We start from the raw sequence: 25,320 nt of genomic DNA on the forward strand, positions 1-25,320 counted from the left end.
GCAGGCTCGCTCCCACAGTTGATCTTTGGTGTGACAGAGACCTGTGTTTCAACACAAATCCCTGTGGGAGCGAGCCTGCTCGCGAAAGCGATCTAAAGAACGACGGTTCTATTGGCGTTCAAAAACACCCTTCTTTCGATGTGATACCCAACCGCCCGCGCCAGCGTCAGGCCTTCGATATCACGCCCCTTGGCAATCAGATCCTCAGGGTAATGACTGTGATCCACCGCCTCGACGCCTTGGGCAATGATCGGCCCTTCGTCGAGGTCGTTATTGATGTAATGCGCCGTCGCGCCAACCAGTTTCACGCCTTTGTTGTAAGCCTGGTGGTACGGTTTGGCGCCTTTGAAGCCCGGCAGCAGCGAGTGATGAATGTTGATTGCCTTGCCATCGAGTTTGCGGCACAGCTCCGGCGACAGCACCTGCATGTAGCGGGCGAGGATCACCAGTTCGGCGCCGGACTCTTCGATCACCTGCCACACCTGACGCTCCTGCGACGGTTTGTCGTTGGGGTCGAGGGGGAAATGGTAGTAGGGAATCTGGTGCCAGTCGGCCAGCGGTTTCAGATCCGGGTGATTGGAGACGACGGCAGCAACGTCCATCGACAACTGGCCAATGCGCTGGCGGTAGAGCAAATCGTTGAGGCAGTGATCGGCCTTGGAGACCATGATCACCACTTTTGGCCGGTAGTTCGGCGCGGTCAGCTCGAAGATCATGCCGAACGCCTGCCCGCGTTCGGCTAAGCCGGCGCGGAAGGATTGCTCGTCGAAACCGTCGGGCTGGCGGAATTCCACGCGAATGAAGAAGCGCCCGGAGAGGCGGTCATCAAACGAATGGTGCTCGGTGACGTAACAGCCCTGCTCGAACAGAAAACGCGTCACCGCGTCCACCGTGCCGAGGACGCTGGGGCAGTCGGCGGTCAGAATCCATGTGTCTGGGGCGCGGCTCATGGTGCGGTGACTCCTGTTCTTTGTGTGGGGTGTCAGGTTTTTCCCTCACCCCAGCCCTCTCCCAGAGGGAGAGGGGACTGACCGAGGTGTTCTTTCGAGCTACGCCGACCTGAAATTCCGAATGTGAATGCAGATCGCAAAAACACCCGAGATCGGCTCCCTTTCCCCCTCTCCCCCCTGTGGAAGAGGGCTGGGGTGAGGGGGTAGCTCTTGATCTTTCAGGCCTGAACGCTCAACCCGTACTCAGCCGAAGCATCCTGCAACCACAACCACCAGTAATCCGAAAAGCTACGACGAATCAGCAGTTCCCAAGTGTCTTCAGCGGTATGGCGAATCATCAACTGCGATTTGGCGAACACCGTGCCGACCGCTTTACCCACCGGAAAATTATTCGGGTGCACGTCATAGCTGGTCGACTTCATTAGCACCTGACGCACGTTCGGCCCGCTCAGTTCGAGCACTTGCTGACCGCCGCTGACGTTGACGATCGCGATGTGCAGTTCGCCCAGCGCTTCACGCAGTTTCTGTTCGGCGGCGAATTCTTCACCGCTTGGCACGATCAGCAGCCACTCATCCGGGCCCATCCATTGCAGGCTGGTCTCGCCTTTGACGATGACGCTCAGAGCGCCGGGCAATTCGATGCCCAGGGCTTTGTGCACACCGGCAGCGAACGCGGCATCGTGGCCATCGCCACGGATGGTCAGGTGGCCAAGGAGTTTTTTCTCACGCACGATCACGCCGGCGTTCTTGCGGCCCTTGCCGACCAGGCTGGCGAGGTCTGCATGGTGCAGCGACGACTCGGCCTTGGCCCCGGTGGTCGGGCGTTGTTGGTAAACATTGGCTGTGGTCATAAAGCACCTTCCTGAATTCTGTTGGTTCCTGCGGTGGCTGATCTGCCGCTTTCGCGAGCAGGCTCGCTCCCACAGGGGAACGCGGTCGAATGTGGGAGCGAGCCTGCTCGCGAATAGCCGCCCGCCCACAGTTCTTGAGGCCGTCAGATGTTCTGGCGATCCCCCTTCGGATCGAAGAACACCGAAGACACGATTTCCGCCTCGATCACGCTGCCGTCGGCCAGCGGTGCAAACACCCGCTCACCGAGGCGCTTCAGACCGCCCTTGACCACACCCATGGCAAACGAATAACCGAGGGAGTTGTGCGCGTAGCTGGAAGTCACGTGGCCAACCATGGTCATCGGGATCGTCTGCTTGGTGTTGAACACCAGTTGTGCGCCCTCCGGCAGCCAGACGTTCGGATCGATCGGCTTCAGGCCGACCAACTGTTTACGCTGATCCTTCACGCAGTCTTCACGGTTCATGCCGCGTTGGCCGATCCATGAGAACGGTTTGGTGCGACCCACACACCAGCCCATGTTCAAGTCGTCCGGGGTCATCGAGCCGTCAGTGTCCTGACCGACAATGATGAAGCCCTTCTCCGCGCGCAGTACGTGCATGGTTTCGGTGCCGTACGGGGTCAGGTTGTACTGCTTGCCGGCCTCGACGATTTTCTCCAGCACACCCATCGCATAGTCGGCCTGCACGTTGACTTCGTACGACAGCTCACCGGTGAACGAGATGCGGAACACCCGCGCCGGCACGTCGCCGACCAGACCTTCTTTCCAGGTCATGAATGGGAACGCTTCGTTGCTCAGATCAATGTCGGTCACGGCGCTGAGCAGCTTGCGGCTGTTCGGCCCGGACAGGGTCATGGTCGCCCAGTGGTCAGTCACGGAAGTGAAGTAAACCTTCATGTCCGGCCATTCGGTCTGGTGGTACAGCTCCAGCCATTGCAGCACGCGAGCCGCGCCGCCGGTGGTGGTGGTCATGACGAAATGGTTGTCGGCCAGGCACGCCGTGACACCGTCGTCGAAGACCATGCCGTCTTCTTTGCACATCAAACCGTAGCGAGCCTTGCCCACGTCGAGTTTGGTCCAGGCGTTGGTGTACACGCGGTTGAGGAACTCGCGGGCATCCGGGCCTTGAATGTCGATCTTGCCGAGGGTCGAGGCGTCGAGCAGGCCGACGCTGTCGCGCACGGCCTTGCATTCGCGCTTCACCGCGGCATGCAGGTCTTCACCGTTTTTTGGGAAGTACCATGGACGCTTCCACTGACCGACGTCTTCAAACTCGGCGCCATTCTTCACATGCCATGCATGCAGTGCGGTGTGACGCACCGGCTCGAAGATGTGCCCACAGTGACGACCGGCCACGGCGCCGAAAGTCACCGGAGTGTAGTTCGGGCGGAACATCGTGGTGCCCATCTGCGGGATGGTTACGTTCAGCGAGCGGGCGGCGATGGCCAGACCGTTGACGTTGCCGAGCTTGCCCTGATCGGTGCCGAAGCCCAGCGCGGTGTAGCGTTTGACGTGCTCGACCGACTCGAAACCTTCGCGAGTTGCCAGTTCGATCGCCGCAGCGGTCACGTCGTTTTGCAGATCGACGAATTGCTTCGGCGCCCGTGCGGTGTTCTTTTCATGCGGCACCTGGAACAGCGCCAGCGTCGGTTCTTCGTGACGGCTCAGGGCTTTCGGCAGCACGCCTTCGACAGTCTGGAAACCGGCTTCAGCGGCAGCGCGCACGCCACCTTCAAAACCGTCAGCCAGCGAATCGCCGAGACCGTAGACGCCATTGATGCCGCCGACGCACACGCGTTTCTGCGGTGCTTCGCCCGGTACAAAACCGAGGATGTCTTCACGCCAGGTCGGTTTGCCACCGAGGTGCGAAGCCAGGTGAACGACCGGGCTGTACCCGCCGGAACTGGCAACCACATCGCAGTCGAGCCACTCGCCAGGACTGGTCACGGCGTGCGCTTTAACATCAATCGCCGCCACGCGGGCAGCAGTCACGCGCTTGCTGCCACGGGCTTCGATCACGGCGCTGCCAGTGAGGATGCGGATGCCTTTGGCGCGGGCTTCTTCTACCAACGCACCACGCGGATTGCTGCGCGCATCGGCGATGGCGACCACTTGCAGACTGGCATCGAGCCAATCCAGAGCGACGCGATAAGCATGATCGTTGTTGGTCGACAGCACCAGTTTCTTGCCCGGCGCGACGCCGTAGCGACGCACGTAAGTCGACACCGCACCGGCAAGCATGTTGCCCGGCACGTCGTTGTTGCCGTAAACCAGCGGACGCTCGCAAGCACCGGTCGCCAGCACGACACGCTTGGCGCGAACACGGTGAATGCGCTGGCGCACCTGGCCAATTGGCGCGCGGTCACCGAGGTGATCGGTGAGGCGTTCGTGAATGGTCAGGAAGTTGTGGTCGTGGTAACCGTTGACCGTGGCGCGCGGCAACAGCAGCACGTCCGGGGTGTTCTTCAGTTCAGTGATGACGCTGGCGACCCAGTCCATCGCCGGTTTGCCGTCGAGGCTTTCACGAGAATCGAGCAGGCTGCCGCCGAACTCTTCCTGCTCGTCCGCCAGAATCACTCGGGCACCGCTGCGCGCAGCGGCCAGGGCAGCGGCGAGACCGGCCGGGCCAGCGCCGACGATCAGCACGTCGCAGTGCTGGTTCATGTAGTCGTAAGTATCCGGATCGACTTCGGTCGGCGAACGACCCAGACCGGCAGCCTTGCGAATGTACTTCTCGTACGTCATCCAGAACGATTGCGGGTACATGAAGGTTTTGTAGTAGAAACCCGGCGGCATCAGCTTGCCGCCGACCTTGCCGAGAATGCCCATCATGTCGTTGTTGACGCTCGGCCAGCCATTGGTGCTGGTCGCGACCAGACCTTGATACAACGCCTGTTGCGTGGCGCGCACGTTGGGAATCTGTGTGGCTTCGGTGGCACCGATCTGCAATACCGCATTCGGCTCTTCGGCACCGGCGGCGAAGATGCCGCGAGGACGCGAATACTTGAAGCTGCGGCCGATGATGTCGACGCCGTTGGCGATCAGCGCGGCGGCCAGCGAGTCACCCTCGAAGCCTTTGTAGCTCTGACCGTTGAAGGTGAAGCTCAGCACTTTGTTGCGGTCGATCCGTCCACCGTTGGACAGGCGATTGGTCTGGCTCATACCTTCTCTCCCAGCGCCGTCGTGGCTGTTTTCGCCGTATCAGCCTTGTCGGTGAATTGCGGCTTGGTGCCGATCTTGTAGGTTTCGAGAATCTCGTAGGTCACGGTGTCGCGGGTGACGTTGAAGTACTGACGGCAACCGGCGACGTGATCCCACAGTTCGTGGTGCAGACCGCGCGGGTTGTCGCGGAAGAACATGTAGTCGCCCCACTCCTCGTCGGTGCAGGCGCCTGGATCCAGTGGACGCGGAATGTGCGCCTGGCCGGATGCGTGGAATTCCTCTTCGGAGCGCAGTTCGCCGCAGTGAGGACAGAAGATATGCAACATGGGGATTTCTCCTGTTAGTGGGCAACCGCAGCAGCGCCGTGTTCATCGATCAACGCACCGTTGTGGAAACGGTCGATGGAGAAAGGTGCGGCCAACGGGTGCATTTCACCCTTGGCCAGACTCGCGGCAAACACGTTGCCCGAGCCAGGCGTTGCCTTGAAGCCACCGGTGCCCCAACCGCAGTTGAAGAACATGTTCGGTACCGGGGTTTTCGAAATGATCGGGCAAGCGTCCGGGGTGGTGTCGACGATGCCGCCCCACTGACGGTTCATGCGTACGCGGGACAACACCGGGAACATCTCGACGATCGCTTGAATGGTGTGCTCGATCACCGGGTACGAACCGCGCTGGCCGTAGCCGTTGTAGCCGTCGATACCGGCGCCGATCACCAGGTCGCCCTTGTCGGACTGGCTGATGTAACCGTGCACGGCGTTGGACATGATCACGCTGTCGATAATCGGCTTGATCGGCTCGGACACCAGCGCTTGCAGCGGGTGGGATTCGATCGGCAGACGGAAACCGGCGAGTTTGGCCATGTGCCCGGAGTTACCGGCCGTGACCACACCGACGCGCTTGGCGCCGATGAAACCCTTGTTGGTTTCAACACCGATGCACACGCCGTTTTCCTTGCGGAAACCGATCACTTCGGTCTGCTGGATCAAGTCCACGCCGAGGGCGTCGGCGGCACGGGCAAAGCCCCAGGCCACGGCATCGTGACGGGCGACGCCGCCGCGACGCTGGACGGTCGCGCCCAACACCGGGTAGCGAGTGTTTTTCGAGCAGTCGAGGTACGGAATCTCGTCAGCGACTTGCTTGGCGTTGAGCAGTTCGCCATCGACGCCATTGAGGCGGTTGGCGCTGACCCGACGCTCGGAATCACGGATGTCCTGCAGGGTGTGGCACAGGTTGTAGACGCCACGCTGGGAGAACATCACGTTGTAGTTGAGGTCCTGCGACAGGCCTTCCCACAGTTTCATTGCGTGTTCGTAGAGGTGCGCCGACTCGTCCCACAGGTAGTTGGAGCGCACGATGGTGGTGTTGCGCGCGGTGTTACCGCCGCCCAGCCATCCCTTCTCGACCACGGCGACGTTGGTGATGCCGTGTTCTTTGGCCAAGTAGTAAGCCGTCGCCAGACCGTGCCCGCCGCCGCCGACGATGACCACGTCGTAGACCTTTTTCGGCGTCGGCGTGCGCCACATGCGCTGCCAGTTTTCGTGGTGGCTGAGGGAGTGTTTGAAGAGGCCGAAGCCCGAATAGCGTTGCATAGTCAGTTACTCCAGAACACTCAGCGGTAAACCGGGAAGTCAGCGCACAGGGCCGACACTTGCTGGGCAACATTGGCCTCGACATCGGCATCGCCGAGGTTGTCGAGGATGTCGCAAATCCAGCCCGCCAACACTTCGCACTGGGTCACTTTGAAGCCGCGAGTGGTGACCGCTGGGGTGCCGATGCGCAGGCCCGAGGTCACGAACGGCGATTGCGGGTCGTTCGGCACGGCGTTCTTGTTGACGGTGATGTGGGCACGGCCGAGGGCGGCGTCGGCATCTTTGCCGGTCAGGCCCTGACGGATCAGGCTGACCAGGAACAAATGGTTATCGGTACCGCCGGACACTACATCGTAGCCACGTTTGATAAACACGCTGGCCATCGCCTGAGCGTTGTCGATCACTTGCTGCTGATAAGCCTTGAAGCCTGGCTCCAGCGCTTCCTTGAAGCACACGGCTTTACCGGCGATGACGTGCATCAGCGGGCCGCCCTGAGCGCCGGGGAATACGGCAGCGTTGAGCTTCTTCTCGATCTCTTCGTTGGACTTGGCCAGGATCAAGCCGCCACGTGGACCGCGCAGGGTTTTGTGGGTGGTGGTGGTGACCACGTCGGCGTACGGCAGCGGGTTCGGGTACAGACCGGCGGCAACCAGACCGGCAACGTGAGCCATGTCGACGAACAGCAGCGCGCCGACCTTGTCAGCGATCTGACGGAAGCGCGGGAAGTCGAGGGTCTTCGAGTAAGCGGAGAAACCGGCGACGATCATTTTCGGCTTGGATTCGACGGCGAGACGCTCGACTTCGTCGTAATCGATCAGCCCGGTGTCAGTGTTGATGCCGTACTGCACAGCGTTGTAGAGCTTGCCCGAGGACGACACTTTGGCGCCGTGGGTCAGGTGACCGCCGTGAGCCAGGCTCATGCCGAGGATGGTGTCGCCCGGCTGGATCAACGCCAGGTACACGGCGCTGTTAGCCGAAGAACCCGAGTGCGGCTGGACGTTGGCGTAATCGGCGCCGAACAGCTGCTTGGCGCGTTCGATGGCCAGCGCTTCGACTTTATCGACGTGCTCGCAGCCACCGTAGTAGCGCTTGCCCGGATAGCCTTCGGCGTACTTGTTGGTCAGGCCGCTGCCTTGCGCTTCCATCACGCGTTTGCTGGTGTAGTTCTCCGACGCGATCAGCTCGATGTGATCTTCCTGACGTTGCTCCTCGGCATTCATCGCCGCCAGCAGTGCATCGTCGTAACCCTGGATCTGGTCTTGCTTGCTGAACATCGCGTCTCTCCCAGCGGCATCTGTGCGCCATTCGTCTCGGTAAGGCACTGGCAATGAAGGCAGTGCCCTTTGATGCCGATGGTATGACCGGCGCAGACAGCTCAAATGCCTGCGCGCGCCACGCAAAGGTGCGTTTACGACATGGCTCGAAATGGCTGGTCGAACGCATCCCTCGAATCCGTGGAGATCCCCTGTGGGAGCGAGCCTGCTCGCGAAAGCGGTCGGTCAGCCAGCTTCTATGTTGGATGTGCCGGCCTCTTCGCGAGCAGGCTCACTCCTACAGGGGTTATGCGATCAATTGGCGGACGGCGAGTAGCAGGAGGAAATGCGCGGGATAGATGGCGTAGGCCCAGCGGCGCATCGGCGGCGGCTGAAGATGTCGCACATGTCGCAACAGGAACATCCCCAGCATTGGCGCAGACAGGCATGTCGCAATACCGAGAATGGCGACGCTATTGCCGAACTTCGCCGAGTCGTACAGTACCTGCCATTGATTAGCCGCCAGACAGATCAAACCCGGCAACAAGCTGAAATACCACGGCCGGCGAAACACCAGCAGCATCGCCAACGGCAGCAACACACCGAATAAACCAAACATCAGTCGTTCCGGAAACATGGCGGCCAGCACCAGCGCAGCAACGCCCAGCAATCGCGACATGATCGTTGGATCCTGCCACCCCCGCGCCACCAACAAGCCCAGCGCCAGCGTCGGCATCACGTTCAGCGTGTCGGGGTCGGGAATGTACAACCGATAGGGAATCTCGCTCACCGCACTGAACAGCAACAACCAGCCCAGATAGCGCCATTCCATCCTCCGCGATCCATCGCGCGCCAGATTCGCCGCCATCGCCAGACAAAACCACGGAAACGCCAACCGCCCCGGCACGTACAGCCAATCGGCGGAGAACCCGACATATCGCAGGTGATCGAACAACATGCTCAACAGCGCCAGCCACTTGAGCAGATCCAGCGCGCCGTCGCGTTTAGTCAGGTGCATAATCGGCCTGCGTCCATGTAATGTTCTGACAGCGACATCCCGTGTGCTCCCCGGAAGATCTTCGGTAAAGTGCGCACCATCATTGACCACGAGCCTTCACAAGAGTCTCGACCACGGAAGCCGGCCATGACCGACAAGAGCCAACAATTCGCCAGCGACAACTATTCCGGTATCTGCCCTGAAGCCTGGGCTGCAATGGAACAGGCCAACCACGGCCACCAACGCGCGTATGGCGACGATGAATGGACCGCTCGCGCGTCCGACCATTTCCGCCAGTTGTTCGAAACCGACTGCGAAGTGTTCTTCGCCTTCAACGGCACCGCCGCCAACTCGCTGGCCCTGTCGTCGCTGTGCCAGAGTTACCACAGCGTGATCTGCTCGGAAACCGCCCACGTCGAAACCGACGAATGCGGCGCCCCGGAATTCTTCTCCAACGGCTCGAAACTGCTGATCGCCGGCACTGAAAACGGCAAGATCACCCCGCAATCGATCCGCGAAGTCGCGCTCAAGCGCCAGGACATTCACTACCCGAAACCGCGTGTGGTCACCCTGACCCAAGCCACTGAAGTCGGCAGCGTCTACACCCCGGAAGAAGTCCGCGCCATCAGCGCGACTTGCAAAGAGCTGGGCCTGCACCTGCACATGGACGGCGCGCGCTTCTCCAACGCCTGCGCATTCCTCGGCTGCTCGCCAGCGGATCTGACCTGGAAGGCTGGTGTCGATGTGCTGTGTTTCGGCGGCACCAAGAACGGCATGGCCGTGGGTGAAGCGATCCTGTTCTTCAACCACAAACTGGCGGAAGACTTCGACTACCGCTGCAAACAGGCCGGTCAGTTGGCGTCGAAAATGCGCTTTCTGTCAGCACCGTGGGTCGGCATCCTCGAAAACGACGCCTGGCTCAAATACGCCCGCCACGCCAATCACTGCGCACAATTGCTCGCTGAACTGGTCAGCGACATTCCCGGCGTCGAACTGATGTTCCCGGTACAGGCCAACGGCGTGTTCCTGCAATTATCCGAACCGGCCATCGCCGCGTTGACTGCGAAGAACTGGCGCTTCTACACCTTCATCGGCAAGGGCGGCGCACGCTTCATGTGCTCGTGGGACACCGAAGAAGAACGCGTCCGCGAACTGGCCCGCGACATCCGCGAAGTCATGTCCGCCTGACCTGAGGCCAGTGCACTGATCGTTCCCACGCTCCGCGTGGGAATGCCTCCCGGGACGCTCCGCGTTCCATCCCCCAGACGCTAAACACCGCTATGACGCAGAGCGTCAATGGCTGCATTCCCACGCAGAGCGTGGGAACGATCTTCGGCCGAAGATGACTTTTCCCACCGTAATACCAGACTTCTCTTCTAGCGCGAACATCCCGTCCGCCTCACCCTGATCGTTCCCACGCTCCGCGTGGTAACGCATCCCGGGACGCTCCGCGTTCCATCTCCAATGCACCGCAAGATTCAAGGAAGAATCCCATGGGCCGCAGCCGCTACACCTTTACCGAAACCGACAAACCGCATTTCCTGACTTGCACGATCATGGAATGGTTACCGCTGTTCATCCGTCCCTACATCGTCGACCACCTGCTCAACTGCTGGCGTTATCAACAGACCCACCATGACTTGAAGCTGTACGGCTACGTGATTCTGGAAACCCATCTTCACTTCGTCGCTCAGGCGCCCGACCTGAGTAAATGCCTCAGCCAGTTCAAATCATTCACTGCTCGACAGATTATTGATGACTTGCAAAGCAAAGGCGCTGACAAAACCCTGCAACGGCTGCGCTTTAGCAAACGTGCGCACAAGCAGGATCGGGTTTACCAGTTATGGCAGGAAGGTTCTCACGCAGAAATGGTTTATAGCGAATCGGTGATGCGCCAGAAGCTTGAATACATTCACAACAACCCGGTGAAACGCGGATATGTGGATTTGCCGGAGCATTGGCGTTATTCGAGCGCCAGGGATTACGCGGGAATGCCGGGGCTGATCGAGGTTCAGTGCTGGTATTGAAATGGGACGCAGAGCGTCCCGGGCTGCATTCCCACGCAGAGCGTAGGAACGATCAGATCTGACTCCACCGCACTGATCGTTCCCACGCGGAGCGTGGGAACGATCAACTTCGCCCGCGAAGACTTGGTCTACATTGTCTGTCGAGCCCTCCGCTCAGATAACAATAAGCAGGAGCATCGGCATGTCGTTACAAGGCAAAACCCTGTTCATCACCGGCGCCAGCCGTGGCATTGGCCGTGAGATCGCGCTGCGTGCTGCGAGGGACGGCGCCAATATCGTCATTGCGGCGAAGAGCGCCGAACCCCACGCCAAATTGCCCGGGACCATCCACAGCGTCGCCGCCGAAGTCGAAGCGGCGGGCGGCAAGGCTCTGGCAATGCAGTTGGATGTGCGTGATGAAGACGCGGTGCGCCGGGCACTGGCCCAGGCCAACGAGCACTTCGGCGGCATCGATGCACTGGTGAACAACGCCGGGGCGATCAAGCTCACGGGCGTTCAACACATCGAACTCAAGCGTTTCGACCTGATGCACCAGATCAACACCCGCGCGGTGCTGCTGTGCAGCCAGGCCGCCCTGCCCTATCTGAAGAAATCCGCCGGGCACATTCTCAACCTGTCGCCGCCGCTGAATCTGGCGAACAAGTGGTTTGCGCAGTTCAGTCCGTACACCGTGACCAAGTACGGCATGAGCATGCTGACGCTGGGGATGAGCGAGGAATTTGCCAGTTATGGGATCAGCGTCAACTCGCTGTGGCCGCAGACGATGATTGCCACGGCGGCGATCGAGTTTCAGCTAGGGAATCGGGAGTCGTTCAAGCAGGCGCGAACGCCAGCGATCATGGCGGATGCGGCGCATGTGATTCTGGATAGTAGTGGACGGCAGATTACCGGGCGGTTGTTGATTGATGAGGAGATTTTGCGGGAGAGCGGCGTGACTGAGTTCGATCAATATCGCTTTGATCGAGAAAGCGACGCGGCGTTGATGCCGGATTTGTTTGTTGACTGAAAAGCCCCTCACCCTAGCCCTCTCCCAGAGGGAGAGGGGACTGATTGGGGGATGCTCAAGGAGTACGCCGACCTGAAACTGCTTTGCCGAATCCATAATCGATAAGGTCGTTCAGGTCGATGTACAACCCTGGACAACTCGGTCGGCCCCCTCTCCCTCTGGGAGAGGGCTGGGGTGAGGGGCAAGCCGTACGCAAAAACCCGCCCCACTCAGAAATCGATACGCACATCCCCCTTCGGCACGCTGCAGCACGACAAGATAAACCCTTCCGCCTCGTCATCCTCGGTAATCCCGCCGTTGTGTTCCATCTCCACCTCGCCGCCCAGCTTCAACACCTTGCACGTCCCGCAAATCCCCATCCCGCACGCCTTCGGAATCATCAAGCCCAGCTTGGCCGCCGCCGCATGCACCGTCTCACCCGGTGCCACACGAATGCTCTTGCCGGACGAGGTGAATTCGACCTGATGCAGATCCGCCGCATCGATTTCCGGCGCATCCGCAGCCTGCTCGGCTTGCTCCACCGCATCGGCACGGGCTTCCGGTGGCGTGGCGCCGAAGGATTCCTCGTGATAACGCGACATGTCGTAACCGGCCACTTCCAGCAAACGCTTGACCGCATTCATGTACGGCGTCGGGCCGCAGCAGAACACTTCGCGCTCAAGGAAGTCGGGCACCATCAATTCGAGCATCTTGTGGTTCAGGTAACCGCGATAACCGGCCCATGGTTCGCCCAAGCCGTGCTTCTCGCAAATCAGGTGCAGGCTGAAGTTGTCGATCCGCGACGCCATGTGTTCCAGCTCGCGGTGATAGATGATGTCTTTCGGCGAGCGCGCGCTGTGGATAAAGGTCATGTCGACATTGGCGTTGGTGTCGTAGAACCAACGCGCCATCGACATGCACGGCGTGATGCCGACGCCACCGCTCAGGTACAGGACTTTCGGGCTCGGAAAGTCGATGGCATTGAACAGCCCGACCGGCCCGTGCACCGCCAACTCTTGCCCCTCATGAAGCGTGTCGTGCAACCAGTTCGAGACCTTGCCACCCGGCACGCGTTTGATCGTCACCGAAAAGCTGTACGGCACCGACGGCGAACTGGAGATCGTGTACGAGCGCATGATCGGCTGGCCTTCGATTTCCAGCTCCAGGGTCACGAATTGCCCGGGCTTGAAGAAGAACAGGATCGGCTGATCAGCCATAAAGCAGAAGGTGCGCACGTCCCAGGTTTCCTGGATGACTTTGACGCAACGGACGATGTGTCGGCCATTGGCCCAGGTCTGGGTGGTGACCGGATTCAGGAAGCTGTTGGACATGCTGTTCTCCACGGCCGACTGTCGGCCTCATGTCGGCGATTCTGCGTATAGCGCGAACCGCCCGTTTACCTATCCGCGACATCGGCATACTTATCGCGACCAGCCCCCAACCACCGGGGGTTGCGCGTCGGGAACAGATTGCACCATGTCGCCCATGGATAAGGTTGCGCCCTGCGCCGGGCCCACACTCGCCCCAACACCAAGACAGCTTCTTTACACCTTGCGTAGCAACCGTTAGCAGCACACCTGATCAGCCACTTTTCGCCGGCCACGCAGATGGCCATGAGGATCACATCGATGGACGTCACCGCAAAAATCAGCCTGGGCGATCCGCTGGAACCCGCACGCAAGGCCACCGCACAAATGCTGCAAGAGCGCGAGCGCACCTTTTCGCTGCCGCAACCGTTCTATAGCGATGAGCGGCTCTTCGATATCGACATGCAGGAGATCTTCCAGAAGGAGTGGTTGATCGCCGGCATGACCTGCGAAATTCCGGCCAAGGGCAATTACCTGACCCTGCAGATCGGCAAGAATCCGATCATCGTCATCCGTGGCGCCGAGGGCGTCGTGCATGCGTTCCACAACGTCTGCCGTCACCGTGGCTCGCGTCTGTGCACCAGTGAAAAAGGCAAGGTCGCCAAATTGGTCTGCCACTACCACCAGTGGACGTACGAGCTGGACGGGCGCCTGCTGTTCGCCGGCACCGAAATGGGCGCCGACTTCGACATGAAGCAGTACGGCCTCAAACCGGTGAACGTGAAGACTGCCGGCGGCTACATCTTCATCAGCCTGGCCGAGAACCCGCCGGCCATTGATGACTTCCTGTCGACGCTGAACCATTACATGGAACCGTACGACATGGAGAACACCAAGGTGGCGATCACCACCACCTTGATGGAAAAGGCCAACTGGAAACTGGTGCTGGAAAACAACCGCGAGTGCTACCACTGCAACGCGTCGCACCCGGAACTGTTGAAAACCCTGCTGGAATGGGACGACGTCACCGATCCGCGCGCCGATCAGGCGTTCAAGGATCACGTCGCCGCCTCCGCCGCCGCTTGGGAAGCCGAGAAGATTCCTTACGCCCACGCCAGTTTCGGCCTGCGCAACCGCATCGTGCGCATGCCGCTGCTCAAAGGCACCGTATCGATGACCCTCGACGGCAAACAGGGCTGCGCGAAACTGATGGGCCGGATCAAGAACCCGGACCTCGGCTCGATGCGCATCCTGCACCTGCCGCACTCGTGGAACCACTGCATGGGCGACCACATCATCGTCTTCACCGTGTGGCCGATCAGCGCCCAGGAAACCATGGTCACCACCAAGTGGATCGTGCACAAGGATGCGGTTGAGGGCGTCGATTACGATGTTGATCGCATGCGTCAGGTGTGGGATGCGACCAACGATCAGGATCGCCGACTGGCGGAAGAGAACCAGCGCGGGATCAACTCGACGGCGTATCAGCCTGGGCCTTACTCGAAGACCTACGAGTTCGGCGTGGTCAACTTCGTTGATTGGTACAGCGAGCGTCTGCTGAACAACCTTGGCGCCGAGCCTGCGCCTTACCTCAAAGGCGTCCCGGTTCAGGGCTAAAAGCAAAAGCTTCGCGAGCAGGCTCGCTCCCACAGGTGGAATGCATTCCAAATGTGGGAGCGAGCCTGCTCGCGAAGGCGTCATGAAAGTCATTACATCTCTGAAACGGATTGCACAATTTCTGATCAACCACCCCACACACCATACCCACCAAGCCCCCCAGCCTTCCGCAAACAAGTTATCCACATAGCCACCCACAGCAAATGGGGACAACTGTGGATGACTCAAAAAATATCTCACTGATTTGCAAAGAAAAACCGTGACTTATCCAGAAGCACGGTTTTCGAAAGGCAATGATCGTTTTTTGATCAACAGGCTGAAAGGTACACAGATCGTGGCCTTCAGCGGATGGCAAACACCTTATCCACAGAAGCGCCAACAGAGATCGGGGGTAACTTTGCTTCTGCTGTGGAAAAGCGCTGAAGACTGCGAAAAAACGGGGGATTCGAGGGATTCATCCGGTCAGAAGCGCAAATTGATCAGTTATTGATCAATTCTCTGAAAGCCACGTTTCATATGACTGTTAGCGGAGAGCGAACATCTTATCCACAGAAGCGCCAACAGAGATCGGGGGTAACTACGGAAGTTATCCCGACGAAAAATCCCGTAAAAACCGTAACTTAGGCTGGTTGTTTTTTGATCTGAAGCCTGCAGGCCACGGCCGGCGTGACGTGCAGTGATGGGCAAACACGTTATCCACAGACTGACCAACAGGGATTGTGAGTAAACACTCGTCAGTGGATAACCGGATTCAGGCGCGGTGCATCAGATAGGCCTCACCCGTCACCCGAATCATCGGATGCGGTACCACCTGACAGGTTTTGACGATGCCAAAGCCATGTCGCTCATAAAACCGCCGAGCGCCAGTATTGGCGGCGTAGTCGATCAGGCTCAGGCCTTTGAGCGTGAGTTGATCGGCGCGCGCCTGGGCATGTTGGAGGAACTGCACGCCCAATCCTTGATTACGCCAGCCTTCGTGCAGCGCCAGGCTGGAGATGTACAGCGTATCCGCCACCTCCATATCGGCGTAAGGCGCCAGCACTGGATCGGTGGGCGGTGTCGGGTCTGGGTCTTCGCGCATGACGTAGCTGTGCATCATCCCGACCACACAGCCTTCGGCCTCAGCGATCAGGCAGTTCTGCCAGGAAAAATCCACATCGTCGCGGGCATAGCGCCGCTCACCGACATCAAGCAACGTCTCGCCCGGCTCCGCCAACTGGCTCCAGATGTAATCCGAGGCGCCCTCCGAGGAGATCTGAAACAAACGCGCAATGTCGCGCGCATCCGTGCGCCGGGCAGGTCGAAACTCAACTGTCATTCACATTATTCCTGTGGGTAAGCCGCTGACCTGAAGGAAAGGGATTTGGGATGTCAGCGGACGACACCTTCTTCGATCAGCAGTTTGAGGATGGCTTCGGCGCCAGCCTGCGGGGTGACGCCTTTGAGCACTTGTCCACCGCCACCACTGGCTTTGGCGGTAGCCGCTTTCATCCGGTCGGCACCGCTTTTGGCTTTGATCACTTTCAGGCGTTTGGGCCTTGGTTTGGCCGGCTGCAGGGTGGCGACAGCCAAGAGCTCGTCGTCTACGACCTCGACGTCGTCAGCCTCCAGCACCCCGCGTCGCGCCGGGCCATAGGCACTCTGCCGAGGCTTCGGCGCAGCGTTATCCACAGTCGCGAGAAACGGCAGCTTGACCTTCAACCGCCGCCGCTGCCCACGCGGCAAGGCTTGCAGCACCAGCGCCGAACCGTCATTGATCGACTCGACCTGCGCCAGCCCCACCACCAACGGCCAGCCCAGTCCTTCGGCGAGCAAAAACGGCAACATCCCCGAACCTTCGCCGGTTTCCGCCTGGCTGCCGGTCAGCACCACTTGCGCACCGGCATCGCGCAGATACGCGGTCAACGCCGGCAGCGCATCGGCGCCAGCCGGTTGCTCCAGCACGTGCATCTGCTCAAGACCCATACCCAGATAGGCGCGCAACGCCGGCTCCGCAACGTCGCCGGCATGCAGCACTTGCAGGTTATCCCCAGCCAGTTGCAGGCCCAGTTCCACGGCGCGCGCGTCCTGGTCGGCGCGACGTGGCCTGCCGGAAGTCGGGTGGGCGCCGATTGAAACCAGACTGATAACTTTCGTGTTCATAGCGTTTCCTTAAGCCGCATCGCGCTTGGCTTCGTTGCGGTAAGCCGCCACCGCCTCGATCAACGCTTGAAGAATCTCTGCGCTCTCGCCGATCACTGAGAGGTCGGCGCGCTTGATCATGTCGCAACCCGGGTCGAGGTTGATCGCCACCACCTTGTCGCAGGCGCCGATACCTTGCAGGTGCTGGATCGCGCCGGAGATACCCACAGCCACATAAACCCGTGCGGTGACCCAAGTGCCGGACGCGCCGACCTGGCGATCACGGGCCATGAAGCCATCATCCACTGCAACGCGGGAAGCGCCTTCGGTAGCGCCGAGTGCCGCCGCCGTTTCGTGGAACAGTGCCCAGTCCTTGACGCCGTTGCCGCCGGAGAAAATGAACTCCGCTTCGGCCATCGGAATCGCTGCCGGGTCGACCGCCACAGCGCCGAGATCTTCGATCCGCGACAGGCTGCGCGCGACACTTGTGGATAACTCCACCGGCAACGCTTCGTGACGGGTTTCACTGACCGGTTCAGCGCATTCGGCCGCCACCAGAATCAACCGTGCGACGGGACGGGCAAGGTCTTGCAGCCCCGCGCCAGCGCGGCCGATGCATTCCTGATCCTTGACCTGCCAGACCCGTGTCGCCGGGCGCTCGCCCAATGCCGCCGCAAAGCGTCGACCGAGTTCACCGCCACCGCTGCGGCTGTCCGGCAGCAGCCAGTGACGCGGGTTGAACTGGTTATCCACAGCGCGCAAACCTTGCACCCGTTGCTCCGGTGCATAACCGCTGAATTCATCGCCTTCGAGTACCAGCAAGCGATCGACGCCAGCGGTCGCGAAAGCGTTTTCCTTATGCTCGCCAAAGACCACCGCCAACACCGCGCCGTCCTGGCCGGCGAGTTGATGGGCGAGGCCAAACAAATCACGGTCGTGACTGCTCAAGCGACCGCCGACCATGTCCGGCACCACGGTGATATAGAACGCCGGGGCCGGCACCTGATGCAGCGGCAGTTGCACTTCCACAGCAGCGGATCGTTTGACCACCCCGCCCTGTTGCGCGCCGCTGCGGTCGATACGCTTGATGCCGTTGGGGCCGATAAAACCGATGCCGTGCAGGTTCTTGCGGATGACGCCATTCGGCCCCATCCAGCTGTGTTGCGCCGGTTGCATGGCCGCGTGCAGCGGGTGCAGGCGGTTACGCGCAATCCATTCGGCGCGCGGGTCGCGGCGGATAATGTCGCTCATCAGTGGGCCTCCGCAGGTTCACGTTTGGCCGGAGTGGCAGGCTTGCTCGGCGCGGCGTCTTCGAGCAGCGCGTCGGCCACCAGTTCGGCGATGTCCTTGATCAGCGGCCGCGGTTCGACCACGCCTTCGAGCATCGCCGTGCACTGTGGACAACCCACCGCCACCAGTTCAGCGCCGGTCTCGCGGATGTCTTCCATGCGCATGTCGGGAATCCGCTGCTTGCCCGGAATGTCGGTAATTGGCGCGCCACCGCCACCGCCGCAGCAGCGCGAACGGAAGCCGGAACGCTGCATCTCTTTCACTTCGATACCGAGCGCACGCAGCACTTCGCGCGGCGCTTCGTACTCGCCGTTGTAGCGACCGAGGTAGCACGGATCGTGATAAGTCACGCTGTTGCCTTTGTGCTGACCGAGGTTCAGCGCACCGGCCTGAATGATTTCCGCCATGTAGGTGCTGTGGTGCTGTACCAGGTAGTTGCCATCAAACGCGCCGTACTCGTTTTTCAGCACATGGAAACTGTGCGGATCGCAGGTGACGATGCGGTTGAAGCTATATTTGGCCAGGGTCTGGATGTTGCGTTTGGCGAGCAACTGGAAGGTCGCTTCATCGCCCAATCGGCGGGCCACGTCGCCGCTGTCACGCTCTTCGAGACCGAGCACGGCAAAGTCGATTTTCGCCGCTTTCAACACTTTGACGAACGCGCGCAGGGTGCGTTGGTTGCGCATGTCAAAAGCACCGTCGCCGACCCAGAACAGCACATCGGTGGATTTCTTTTCGCTGAGCAGATTGAGGTTCAGATCCGCCGCCCAGTTCATCCGCCCGCCCGGGGCGAAACCGCCGGGGTTGTCGGTGGCGATGAGGTTTTCGAGGACTTCGGCGCCCTTGTTCGGCGTCGCGCCTTTTTCCAGGGTCAGGTGACGGCGCATGTCGACGATGGCGTCGACGTGCTCGATCATCATCGGACATTCCTCGACGCAGGCACGGCAGGTAGTGCACGACCACAGGGTTTCGGCGTCGACCAAGCCGTTGACGATCGGTTGATGTGGATTACCGCTATGCTCGCCTACAGGTTTGCCCGGATACGGGCTGCCGGCGAACTTGGCATCGGTGCCGCCAGCGAGGCCGACGACCATGTCCTGAATCAGTTTTTTCGGGTTCAGCGGCTGGCCAGCGGCGAAGGCCGGGCACGCCGCTTCGCACTTGCCGCACTGCACGCAGGCGTCGAAACCGAGCAGTTGGTTCCAGGTGAAATCCTTGGGTTTCTCAACCCCTAACGGCGCTGAAGGATCATTGAGATCCAGCGGTTTGAGACCGGTGGAACGACCACCGCCAAAACGTTCGGCGCGACGGTGCCAAGCCAGGTGCAAGGCACCGGCGAAGGCGTGTTTCATCGGCCCGCCCCAGGTCATGCCGAAGAACAGCTCCGACACGCCCCACAGCACGCCAATCCCGAGAATGACTGCGAGCACCCAGCCGCCGAAGTTCTCCGGGAGGATTCCGGCCACCGGCAAGGTCAGCAGGAAGAACGACGCCGAGAACGCCAGCAGGCTTTTCGGCAGGCGCATCCACGGGCCTTTCGACAGCCGCGCCGGCGGGTTGCGCCGTCGCAGATAAACGAAGATCGCGCCGACGAACATCACCGCCGTCATCAGCAGCAACGCGTAGCCAAGAATGCGGTTATGCAGGCCGAAACCGTGCACCAGCAGCGCCAGCACAATCGACGCCACCGCACCGCCCGCTGTAGCGACGTGGGTGTTGGCGATGTATTTGTCTCGCGCCACCACGTGGTGCAAGTCGACCATGTAGCGCTTGGGCATGGCCAACAGGCCGCCGATCAGATCGACCTTCGAGGCCCGGCCCCGACGCCACATGGCCACCCGCCGCAACGCGCCAAGGACCCCAAGGCCGATAGCTGCGAACAACAGGATTGGAAGAAGGGTGTTCAACATGGTGAAGCTCCCACCAGTACAACCTGGAGAAACACGATCCGCTTTACTGTGGGAGCGAGCCTGCTCGCGAAAGCGGTGAATCAGTCAGCTCATCTTTCACTGACAGATTGCATTCGCGAGCAGGCTCGCTCCCACAGGGTTTGGTGCAAGTCCTTAGAAATCCTTGCAGAGCCGCAGGGCGTCATAGATCGCGGCGTGGGTGTTGCGCTGCGCCACGCAGTCGCCGATGCGGAACAGCAAGTAGCCGTCGCCCGCCTCGCTCAGCGAAGGTTGCGGCTGGATCGCGAACAACGCTTCGACGTCGATCTGACCCTTGTTGCGCGAACCCTCTTTGAGCGCGTAGTAGATTTCCTCATCCGGACGCACGCCGTTTTCCACCACCACCTGATCGACCACCCGCTCCTCTTTGGCGCCGGTGTATTCGTTCTCCAGCACCGCGACCAGTTTGTCGCCTTCGCGGTAGACCTTCTCGAGCATCATGTCGCCGGTCATGATCACTTCTTTCGGGTACATGCTGCGGTAGTAGGTCGGGAACGACGTTCCGCCGATGGCCACGCCCGGTTTGATGTCGTCGGTGACGATCTCGACCTGGCTGCCTTTGTCGGCGAGGAAGTCGGCAACCGACATCCCGGTGAACTCGCAAATGGTGTCGTAGACCAGCACGTTCTTGCCCGGCGCCACCTTGCCGTCGAGCACGTCCCAGCTGCTGACCACCAGCCCTTCGGCGGCACCCCAGTGTTCGTTCTGTTCCAGGTACGGATGCCCGCCGACCGCCAGCACCACCACGTCCGGACGCAAGTCCATGATGGTGTCGGCATCAGCTGCCGTGCCCAGGCGCAAATCGACTTTCAGCCGCGCCAGTTCCAGCTGGAACCAGCGAGTAATACCGGCGATCTGGTCACGCTGCGGCGCTTTCGAGGCAGTCGTGATCTGCCCGCCGATGAATTCCTTCTTCTCGAACAGGGTCACTTCGTGGCCACGCTCGGCCGCCACGCGGGCCGCTTCCATCCCGGCCGGGCCGGCACCGACGATGACCACTTTGCGTTTCGGCCCGGTGGATTTCTCGATGATGTGCGGCACGCCCATGTATTCACGGGACGTTGCAGCATTCTGGATGCACAACACGTCGAGGCCTTGATACTGGCGGTCGATGCAATAGTTGGCGCCGACGCACTGTTTGATCTGGTCGATCTGGCCCATCTTGATCTTGGCGATCAGGTGCGGGTCAGCGATGTGCGCGCGGGTCATGCCGACCATGTCGACGTAACCGCCTTCAAGGATGCGCGTGGCCTGGTTCGGGTCCTTGATGTTCTGTGCGTGCAGCACCGGCACCTTGACCACTTCCTTGATCCCGGCGGCCAGATGCAGGAACGGCTCCGGTGGATAACTCATGTTCGGAATCACGTTGGCCAAGGTGTTGTGGGTGTCACAACCCGAGCCGACGACGCCGATGAAGTCGAGCATGCCGGTGTCGTCGTAATACTTGGCGATCTGCTTCATGTCCTCGTGGGACAAACCGTCCGGGTGGAACTCGTCACCGCACAGACGCATGCCGACGCAGAAGTCGTCACCGACCTCGGCGCGCACGGCTTTCAGCACTTCCAGACCGAACTTCATCCGGCCTTCGAAGGTGCCGCCCCATTCGTCGGTACGCTTGTTGACGCGCGGGCTCCAGAACTGGTCGATCATGTGCTGGTGCACCGCCGACAGTTCAACGCCGTCGAGGCCACCGGCCTTGGCCCGGCGCGCAGCCTGGGCGTAGTTGCCGATCACCCGCCAGATTTCTTCCGGCTCGATGGTTTTGCAGGTCGCGCGGTGCACCGGTTCACGTATGCCCGACGGCGACATCAGCGTCGGCCAGTTGAAGCCGTCCCAGCGCGAGCGGCGGCCCATGTGGGTAATCTGAATCATGATCTTGGCGCCGTGCTTGTGCATGGCGTCAGCGAGATTCTGGAAGTGCGGAATGATCCGGTCGGTCGACAGGTTGACCGAGCTCCACCACTGCTGCGGGCTGTCGATGGCGACCACGGAGGAGCCGCCACAGATCGCCAGGCCGATGCCGCCCTTGGCTTTCTCTTCGTAATATTTGACGTAGCGCTCGGTGGTCATGCCACCGTCAGTCGCATAGACCTCGGCGTGCGCGGTGCTGAGCACGCGGTTGCGGATGGTCAGTTTGCCGATCTGGATCGGCTGGAACATTGCTTCGAAAGCCATGGCGGGTTCCTCGACTTACAACGGCTTGACGGTGAACAGGCCGTCTTCGTGGCCTTCTTCGGAGCCACCGTAAACTTGCTCGGCAACCGTGCGGATCTTGCTGCCGCGCGCCTCAAGAATCTGATCCATGGCCCCGGCAAACCAACCGGTGAACATGTAATCGACCTTGCGCCCGACCTTGCCGTAGACGTAGACGAATGCCGAGTGTTCGAGCTTGACGCTGGCGGTGCCTTTGTCGAGGTCGATGTCCTGGATCTTGAACAGGCCCCAGCCGCGTTGCGACAGGCGTTTCATGTAGTGCTCGAACACCGCGACGCCTTCCAGGCCGTGGCATTCGGCTTCTTTCTCGCACCAGTGCCAGGCGGATTTGTAGCCGGCCTTGTAGAGGATCTCGGCATAGGCGTCAGCACCCAAAACCTCTTCGATACCCATGTGGTTATTCACGAAGAAATGCCGTGGCACGTAGAGCATTGGCAGGGCGTCGGAGGTCCAGACACCGGTCTCGCTGTCGACTTCGATTGGCAATTGCGGGGCGATCTTGGCCATGGAAACTTAACTCCAGAAAAAATAGTGGATTCAGTGCTGACCGCTGCCCTCACCCCAGCCCTCTCCCACAGGAGAGGGGGCAGTTCGGCGGCGGTCTTGAGTCAGCGTTACTCGCCCCAGACGTCTTTCAAGACGTTGACCCAGTTCTCGCCCATGATCTTGCGCACCACGCGCTCGGAATGGCCGCGCTTGAGCAGGGTTTCGGTCAGGTTCGGAAACTCGCCGACGGTGCGGATGCCCAGCGGGTTGATGATCTTGCCGAAGCTGGTCAGACGGCGGGCGTAGCCCTTGTCGTGGGTCAGGTATTCGAAGAAGTCCTGGCCGTGGCCCTGAGTGAAGTCGGTGCCGATGCCGATGGCGTCTTCACCGACGATGTTCATGGTGTATTCGATCGCTTCGGCGTAGTCGTCGATGGTCGAATCAATGCCCTTGGCGAGGAACGGCGCGAACATGGTCACGCCGACGAAACCGCCGTGGTCGGCAATGAACTTCAGTTCTGCATCGGACTTGTTGCGTGGGTGTTCTTTGAGACCCGACGGCAGGCAGTGGGAATAGCAGACCGGTTTTTTCGATTCGAGGATGACTTCTTCAGAGGTCTTGGAACCGACGTGGGACAGGTCGCACATGACGCCAACACGGTTCATCTCGGCGACGATTTCGCGACCGAAGCCCGAGAGGCCGCCGTCACGCTCGTAGCAACCGGTGCCGACCAGGTTCTGGGTGTTGTAGCACATCTGCACAATGCCGACGCCGAGCTGCTTGAACACCTCGACATAGCCGATCTGGTCTTCAAACGCGTGAGCATTCTGGAAGCCGAAGAGGATGCCGGTCTTGCCTTGTTCCTTGGCGCGACGGATGTCGGCAGTGGTGCGCACTGGCATCACCAGGTCGCTGTTTTCGCGGATCAGCTTCTGGCTGGCAGCAATATTGTTCACGGTCGCCTGAAAGCCTTCCCACACCGACACAGTGCAGTTGGCTGCCGTCAGACCGCCCTTGCGCATGTCTTCGAACAGCTCGCGGTTCCATTTGGCAATGATCAGACCGTCGATAACGATGCTGTCGGCGTGTAATTCGGCTGGGCTCATCAGGCGTCCCCTTATTGGCGATTCATGCGCCGAATCGTCTGCCGGCGCTTTGGGGCCAGCATATGCCTCGGTGCCGGGGCGACCGGGTGCAAAAACGACAGGGGAATTGCCGAAAGCGTCAATCCGCGACAAAGGGTCGCCAGACGCTCCGATCAGCTACCTGTTCAAGCCCGCAAGCTTGAGCCAGAATCTGCGGCATCCTGGAAACACCACTGGCTTAGAGCGGCGACAACAATGAAATCGATCTTCCTGGCTTTGGCTTTGCTTGCGACCGGCGTACACGCCGCCGAAGAGTCCGACAACAACCCCTGCGACGCCGTCGAAAACGACGTCCAGACCCTGGAATGCTCGACCTACAGCCGCAGCACCGCCGAAGACCTGCTCAAGGACAACTACGCCAGCCTCAACGAGCGCATGCAGACGGCGTATGGCAAGAACCCGACGCAATTGGCGGACATTACCGCCAAGATCAAGACGGCTCAGCAGCAATGGCTGAAGACGCGGGATGCCGATTGCGCGGTGGAAGCGTTCCCGGCGACGGCGGGGAGCAAGGCGTTTACGATTGCGCAGAATGATTGCGTGGCGCGGATGAGTGATGAACGGTCGGAGTTTTTGGAGTCGATTGGGCAGGAATAGTCCTCAAAATTTGAAGGAAAATTGGCACTGCTTTCTGCAATTGCCTCGTGAATCTCTTCTTCTTACGGCACATGCCGACTTCGCCTACACCTATTGCGTGAAAGCCCCGATCTACGGGCGCTTCACGCAATATCCTGACAACTGTTCTTGATTGGCTACCTTAAAAATATAAGTAAAGATTCGCGAATCTTATAAAAGACTTATATTCTTCCATGAACAGCATCCACTGGACACGAAAGGCCGTTAAGCAACTTTTGAAATTGCACTCTGTGCATCAGGTACAGGTTCGAGATGCCGTTACGGCGCTTGCCGACATGCCTGATGTGGGCAATGTCAAAGCACTGATTGGCCATGACTACGCCTACCGCCTGCGTGTCGGTAATTATCGAGTCATGTTCGACTGGGATGGCGCAATCAAAGTGGTCAGTATTCAAGAGGTCAAGAAACGCGATGAACGCACCTACTGACATCCAAATCATCAACGACGCCGAGGGCAACCCCGCCTTCGTCGTCATTCCCTACGCGCAGTACGTTGCGCAAAAAATGCAGCCCGACCTGATTCCCCATGAGGTCGTCAGTCGGATGGTCGGCGGGGCGACACCGATCCGTGCCTGGCGCGAACACCTCAACCTGACTCAGGAAGAAGTCGCTAAACGCATGGGTATTTCGCAACCGGCGTTTGCCCAGCAGGAAACAGTCGCCAAGCCACGCAAGGCCACTCGCGAGAAAATTGCGTCGGCGTTCGGCATCACCGCCAATCAGCTTGAGCTGTAAGCTGC

At 60.2% G+C, this 25,320-nt stretch carries 23 protein-coding genes; 8 read left to right on the forward strand and 15 right to left on the reverse strand.

Features of this window, described 5'->3' with window-relative positions:
- Positions 1-92: 92 nt before the first annotated feature.
- From purU to QOM10_RS27010, 7 genes are all read right to left on the reverse strand, one after another.
- The gene (purU, locus tag QOM10_RS26980; RefSeq protein WP_008086918.1) at positions 93-950 is read right to left on the reverse strand and encodes a formyltetrahydrofolate deformylase; all 858 of its coding nucleotides are present in this window, start codon (positions 948-950) and stop codon (positions 93-95) included.
- Between the two features lie 218 nt (positions 951-1,168).
- A complete protein-coding gene (locus QOM10_RS26985; RefSeq protein WP_316917227.1) occupies positions 1,169-1,801 on the reverse strand; it encodes a sarcosine oxidase subunit gamma in 633 nt (210 codons plus the stop codon).
- 143 nt (positions 1,802-1,944) lie between these two features.
- Positions 1,945-4,962, reverse strand: coding sequence for a sarcosine oxidase subunit alpha (locus QOM10_RS26990; protein ID WP_102900091.1), 3,018 nt, complete (start codon positions 4,960-4,962; stop codon positions 1,945-1,947).
- Positions 4,959-5,288 carry a sarcosine oxidase subunit delta gene (locus QOM10_RS26995; protein WP_016986286.1) on the reverse strand — a complete coding sequence of 110 codons (330 nt, stop codon included), beginning with the start codon at positions 5,286-5,288 and terminating at the stop codon, positions 4,959-4,961. Before QOM10_RS26995 ends, QOM10_RS26990 begins: the two co-directional genes overlap by 4 nt.
- Positions 5,289-5,302: 14 nt before the next feature.
- Complete coding sequence (locus tag QOM10_RS27000) at positions 5,303-6,553, reverse strand: sarcosine oxidase subunit beta (protein ID WP_034155011.1); 1,251 nt, start codon at positions 6,551-6,553, stop codon at positions 5,303-5,305.
- Positions 6,554-6,573: 20 nt separating this feature from the next.
- Positions 6,574-7,827: a serine hydroxymethyltransferase gene (locus tag QOM10_RS27005; protein ID WP_008086924.1), complete on the reverse strand. Its 1,254-nt coding sequence runs from the start codon at positions 7,825-7,827 to the stop codon at positions 6,574-6,576.
- Between the two features lie 286 nt (positions 7,828-8,113).
- Complete coding sequence (locus QOM10_RS27010; RefSeq protein WP_316917228.1) at positions 8,114-8,824, reverse strand: TraX family protein; 711 nt, start codon at positions 8,822-8,824, stop codon at positions 8,114-8,116.
- A 126-nt stretch (positions 8,825-8,950) separates the two neighbouring features.
- Here QOM10_RS27010 and QOM10_RS27015 point away from each other — a divergent pair, with 126 nt between their 5' ends.
- The 3 genes from QOM10_RS27015 (at position 8,951) to QOM10_RS27025 (ending at position 11,836) form a co-directional block, all read left to right on the forward strand.
- Entirely contained in the window at positions 8,951-9,991 is a 1,041-nt protein-coding gene (locus QOM10_RS27015) for a low specificity L-threonine aldolase (protein ID WP_038363178.1), read from the forward strand.
- 305 nt (positions 9,992-10,296) lie between these two features.
- Positions 10,297-10,830: an REP-associated tyrosine transposase gene (locus QOM10_RS27020; RefSeq protein ID WP_127930048.1), complete on the forward strand. Its 534-nt coding sequence runs from the start codon at positions 10,297-10,299 to the stop codon at positions 10,828-10,830.
- A gap of 181 nt (positions 10,831-11,011) precedes the next feature.
- The gene (locus QOM10_RS27025; protein ID WP_127930049.1) at positions 11,012-11,836 is read left to right on the forward strand and encodes an SDR family oxidoreductase; all 825 of its coding nucleotides are present in this window, start codon (positions 11,012-11,014) and stop codon (positions 11,834-11,836) included.
- 209 nt (positions 11,837-12,045) lie between these two features.
- On the opposite strand, the gene gbcB is transcribed toward QOM10_RS27025, so the two are convergent.
- Positions 12,046-13,146 carry a glycine-betaine demethylase subunit GbcB gene (gene gbcB / locus QOM10_RS27030; RefSeq protein ID WP_007911227.1) on the reverse strand — a complete coding sequence of 367 codons (1,101 nt, stop codon included), beginning with the start codon at positions 13,144-13,146 and terminating at the stop codon, positions 12,046-12,048.
- A 297-nt stretch (positions 13,147-13,443) separates the two neighbouring features.
- On the opposite strand from gbcB, the gene gbcA reads away from it, so the two are divergent.
- Both gbcA and QOM10_RS27040 read left to right on the forward strand, forming a co-directional pair.
- Positions 13,444-14,739, forward strand: coding sequence for a glycine-betaine demethylase subunit GbcA (gene gbcA / locus QOM10_RS27035; protein WP_053124549.1), 1,296 nt, complete (start codon positions 13,444-13,446; stop codon positions 14,737-14,739).
- Positions 14,740-14,998: 259 nt separating this feature from the next.
- Positions 14,999-15,229 carry a hypothetical protein gene (locus QOM10_RS27040; protein ID WP_191629816.1) on the forward strand — a complete coding sequence of 77 codons (231 nt, stop codon included), beginning with the start codon at positions 14,999-15,001 and terminating at the stop codon, positions 15,227-15,229.
- A 261-nt stretch (positions 15,230-15,490) separates the two neighbouring features.
- Here the strand turns inward: QOM10_RS27040 and QOM10_RS27045 are convergent, their stop codons facing one another.
- The 7 genes from QOM10_RS27045 to QOM10_RS27075 form a co-directional block, all read right to left on the reverse strand.
- Positions 15,491-16,057, reverse strand: coding sequence for a GNAT family N-acetyltransferase (locus tag QOM10_RS27045; RefSeq protein ID WP_127930052.1), 567 nt, complete (start codon positions 16,055-16,057; stop codon positions 15,491-15,493).
- Between the two features lie 53 nt (positions 16,058-16,110).
- Positions 16,111-16,881 carry an electron transfer flavoprotein subunit beta gene (locus QOM10_RS27050; RefSeq protein WP_150729888.1) on the reverse strand — a complete coding sequence of 257 codons (771 nt, stop codon included), beginning with the start codon at positions 16,879-16,881 and terminating at the stop codon, positions 16,111-16,113.
- A 9-nt stretch (positions 16,882-16,890) separates the two neighbouring features.
- Positions 16,891-18,111 carry an electron transfer flavoprotein subunit alpha/FixB family protein gene (locus QOM10_RS27055; protein ID WP_316917229.1) on the reverse strand — a complete coding sequence of 407 codons (1,221 nt, stop codon included), beginning with the start codon at positions 18,109-18,111 and terminating at the stop codon, positions 16,891-16,893.
- On the reverse strand, positions 18,111-20,060 hold the full coding sequence (gene dgcB / locus QOM10_RS27060) for a dimethylglycine demethylation protein DgcB (RefSeq protein WP_127930055.1): 1,950 nt from the start codon (positions 20,058-20,060) through the stop codon (positions 18,111-18,113). The genes QOM10_RS27055 and dgcB overlap by 1 nt, the downstream gene beginning before the upstream one ends.
- A 153-nt stretch (positions 20,061-20,213) precedes the next feature.
- A complete protein-coding gene (gene dgcA, locus QOM10_RS27065) occupies positions 20,214-22,274 on the reverse strand; it encodes a dimethylglycine demethylation protein DgcA (RefSeq protein ID WP_316917230.1) in 2,061 nt (686 codons plus the stop codon).
- Positions 22,275-22,289: 15 nt separating this feature from the next.
- Positions 22,290-22,820: a DUF5943 domain-containing protein gene (locus tag QOM10_RS27070; protein WP_053124559.1), complete on the reverse strand. Its 531-nt coding sequence runs from the start codon at positions 22,818-22,820 to the stop codon at positions 22,290-22,292.
- Positions 22,821-22,927: 107 nt separating this feature from the next.
- Positions 22,928-23,905 carry a dipeptidase gene (locus QOM10_RS27075; protein ID WP_007962626.1) on the reverse strand — a complete coding sequence of 326 codons (978 nt, stop codon included), beginning with the start codon at positions 23,903-23,905 and terminating at the stop codon, positions 22,928-22,930.
- 234 nt (positions 23,906-24,139) lie between these two features.
- Between QOM10_RS27075 and QOM10_RS27080 the strand changes: the two genes are divergently transcribed.
- The 3 genes from QOM10_RS27080 (at position 24,140) to QOM10_RS27090 (ending at position 25,315) form a co-directional block, all read left to right on the forward strand.
- Complete coding sequence (locus tag QOM10_RS27080; protein ID WP_095121593.1) at positions 24,140-24,541, forward strand: lysozyme inhibitor LprI family protein; 402 nt, start codon at positions 24,140-24,142, stop codon at positions 24,539-24,541.
- Between the two features lie 212 nt (positions 24,542-24,753).
- Positions 24,754-25,008 carry a type II toxin-antitoxin system RelE family toxin gene (locus QOM10_RS27085; RefSeq protein WP_064388148.1) on the forward strand — a complete coding sequence of 85 codons (255 nt, stop codon included), beginning with the start codon at positions 24,754-24,756 and terminating at the stop codon, positions 25,006-25,008.
- Positions 24,992-25,315: a helix-turn-helix transcriptional regulator gene (locus tag QOM10_RS27090; RefSeq protein ID WP_316917231.1), complete on the forward strand. Its 324-nt coding sequence runs from the start codon at positions 24,992-24,994 to the stop codon at positions 25,313-25,315. Before QOM10_RS27085 ends, QOM10_RS27090 begins: the two co-directional genes overlap by 17 nt.
- Positions 25,316-25,320: the final 5 nt, after the last annotated feature.

This window comes from Pseudomonas sp. P108, assembly GCF_032613195.1.
Classification (GTDB): Bacteria; Pseudomonadota; Gammaproteobacteria; order Pseudomonadales; family Pseudomonadaceae; genus Aquipseudomonas.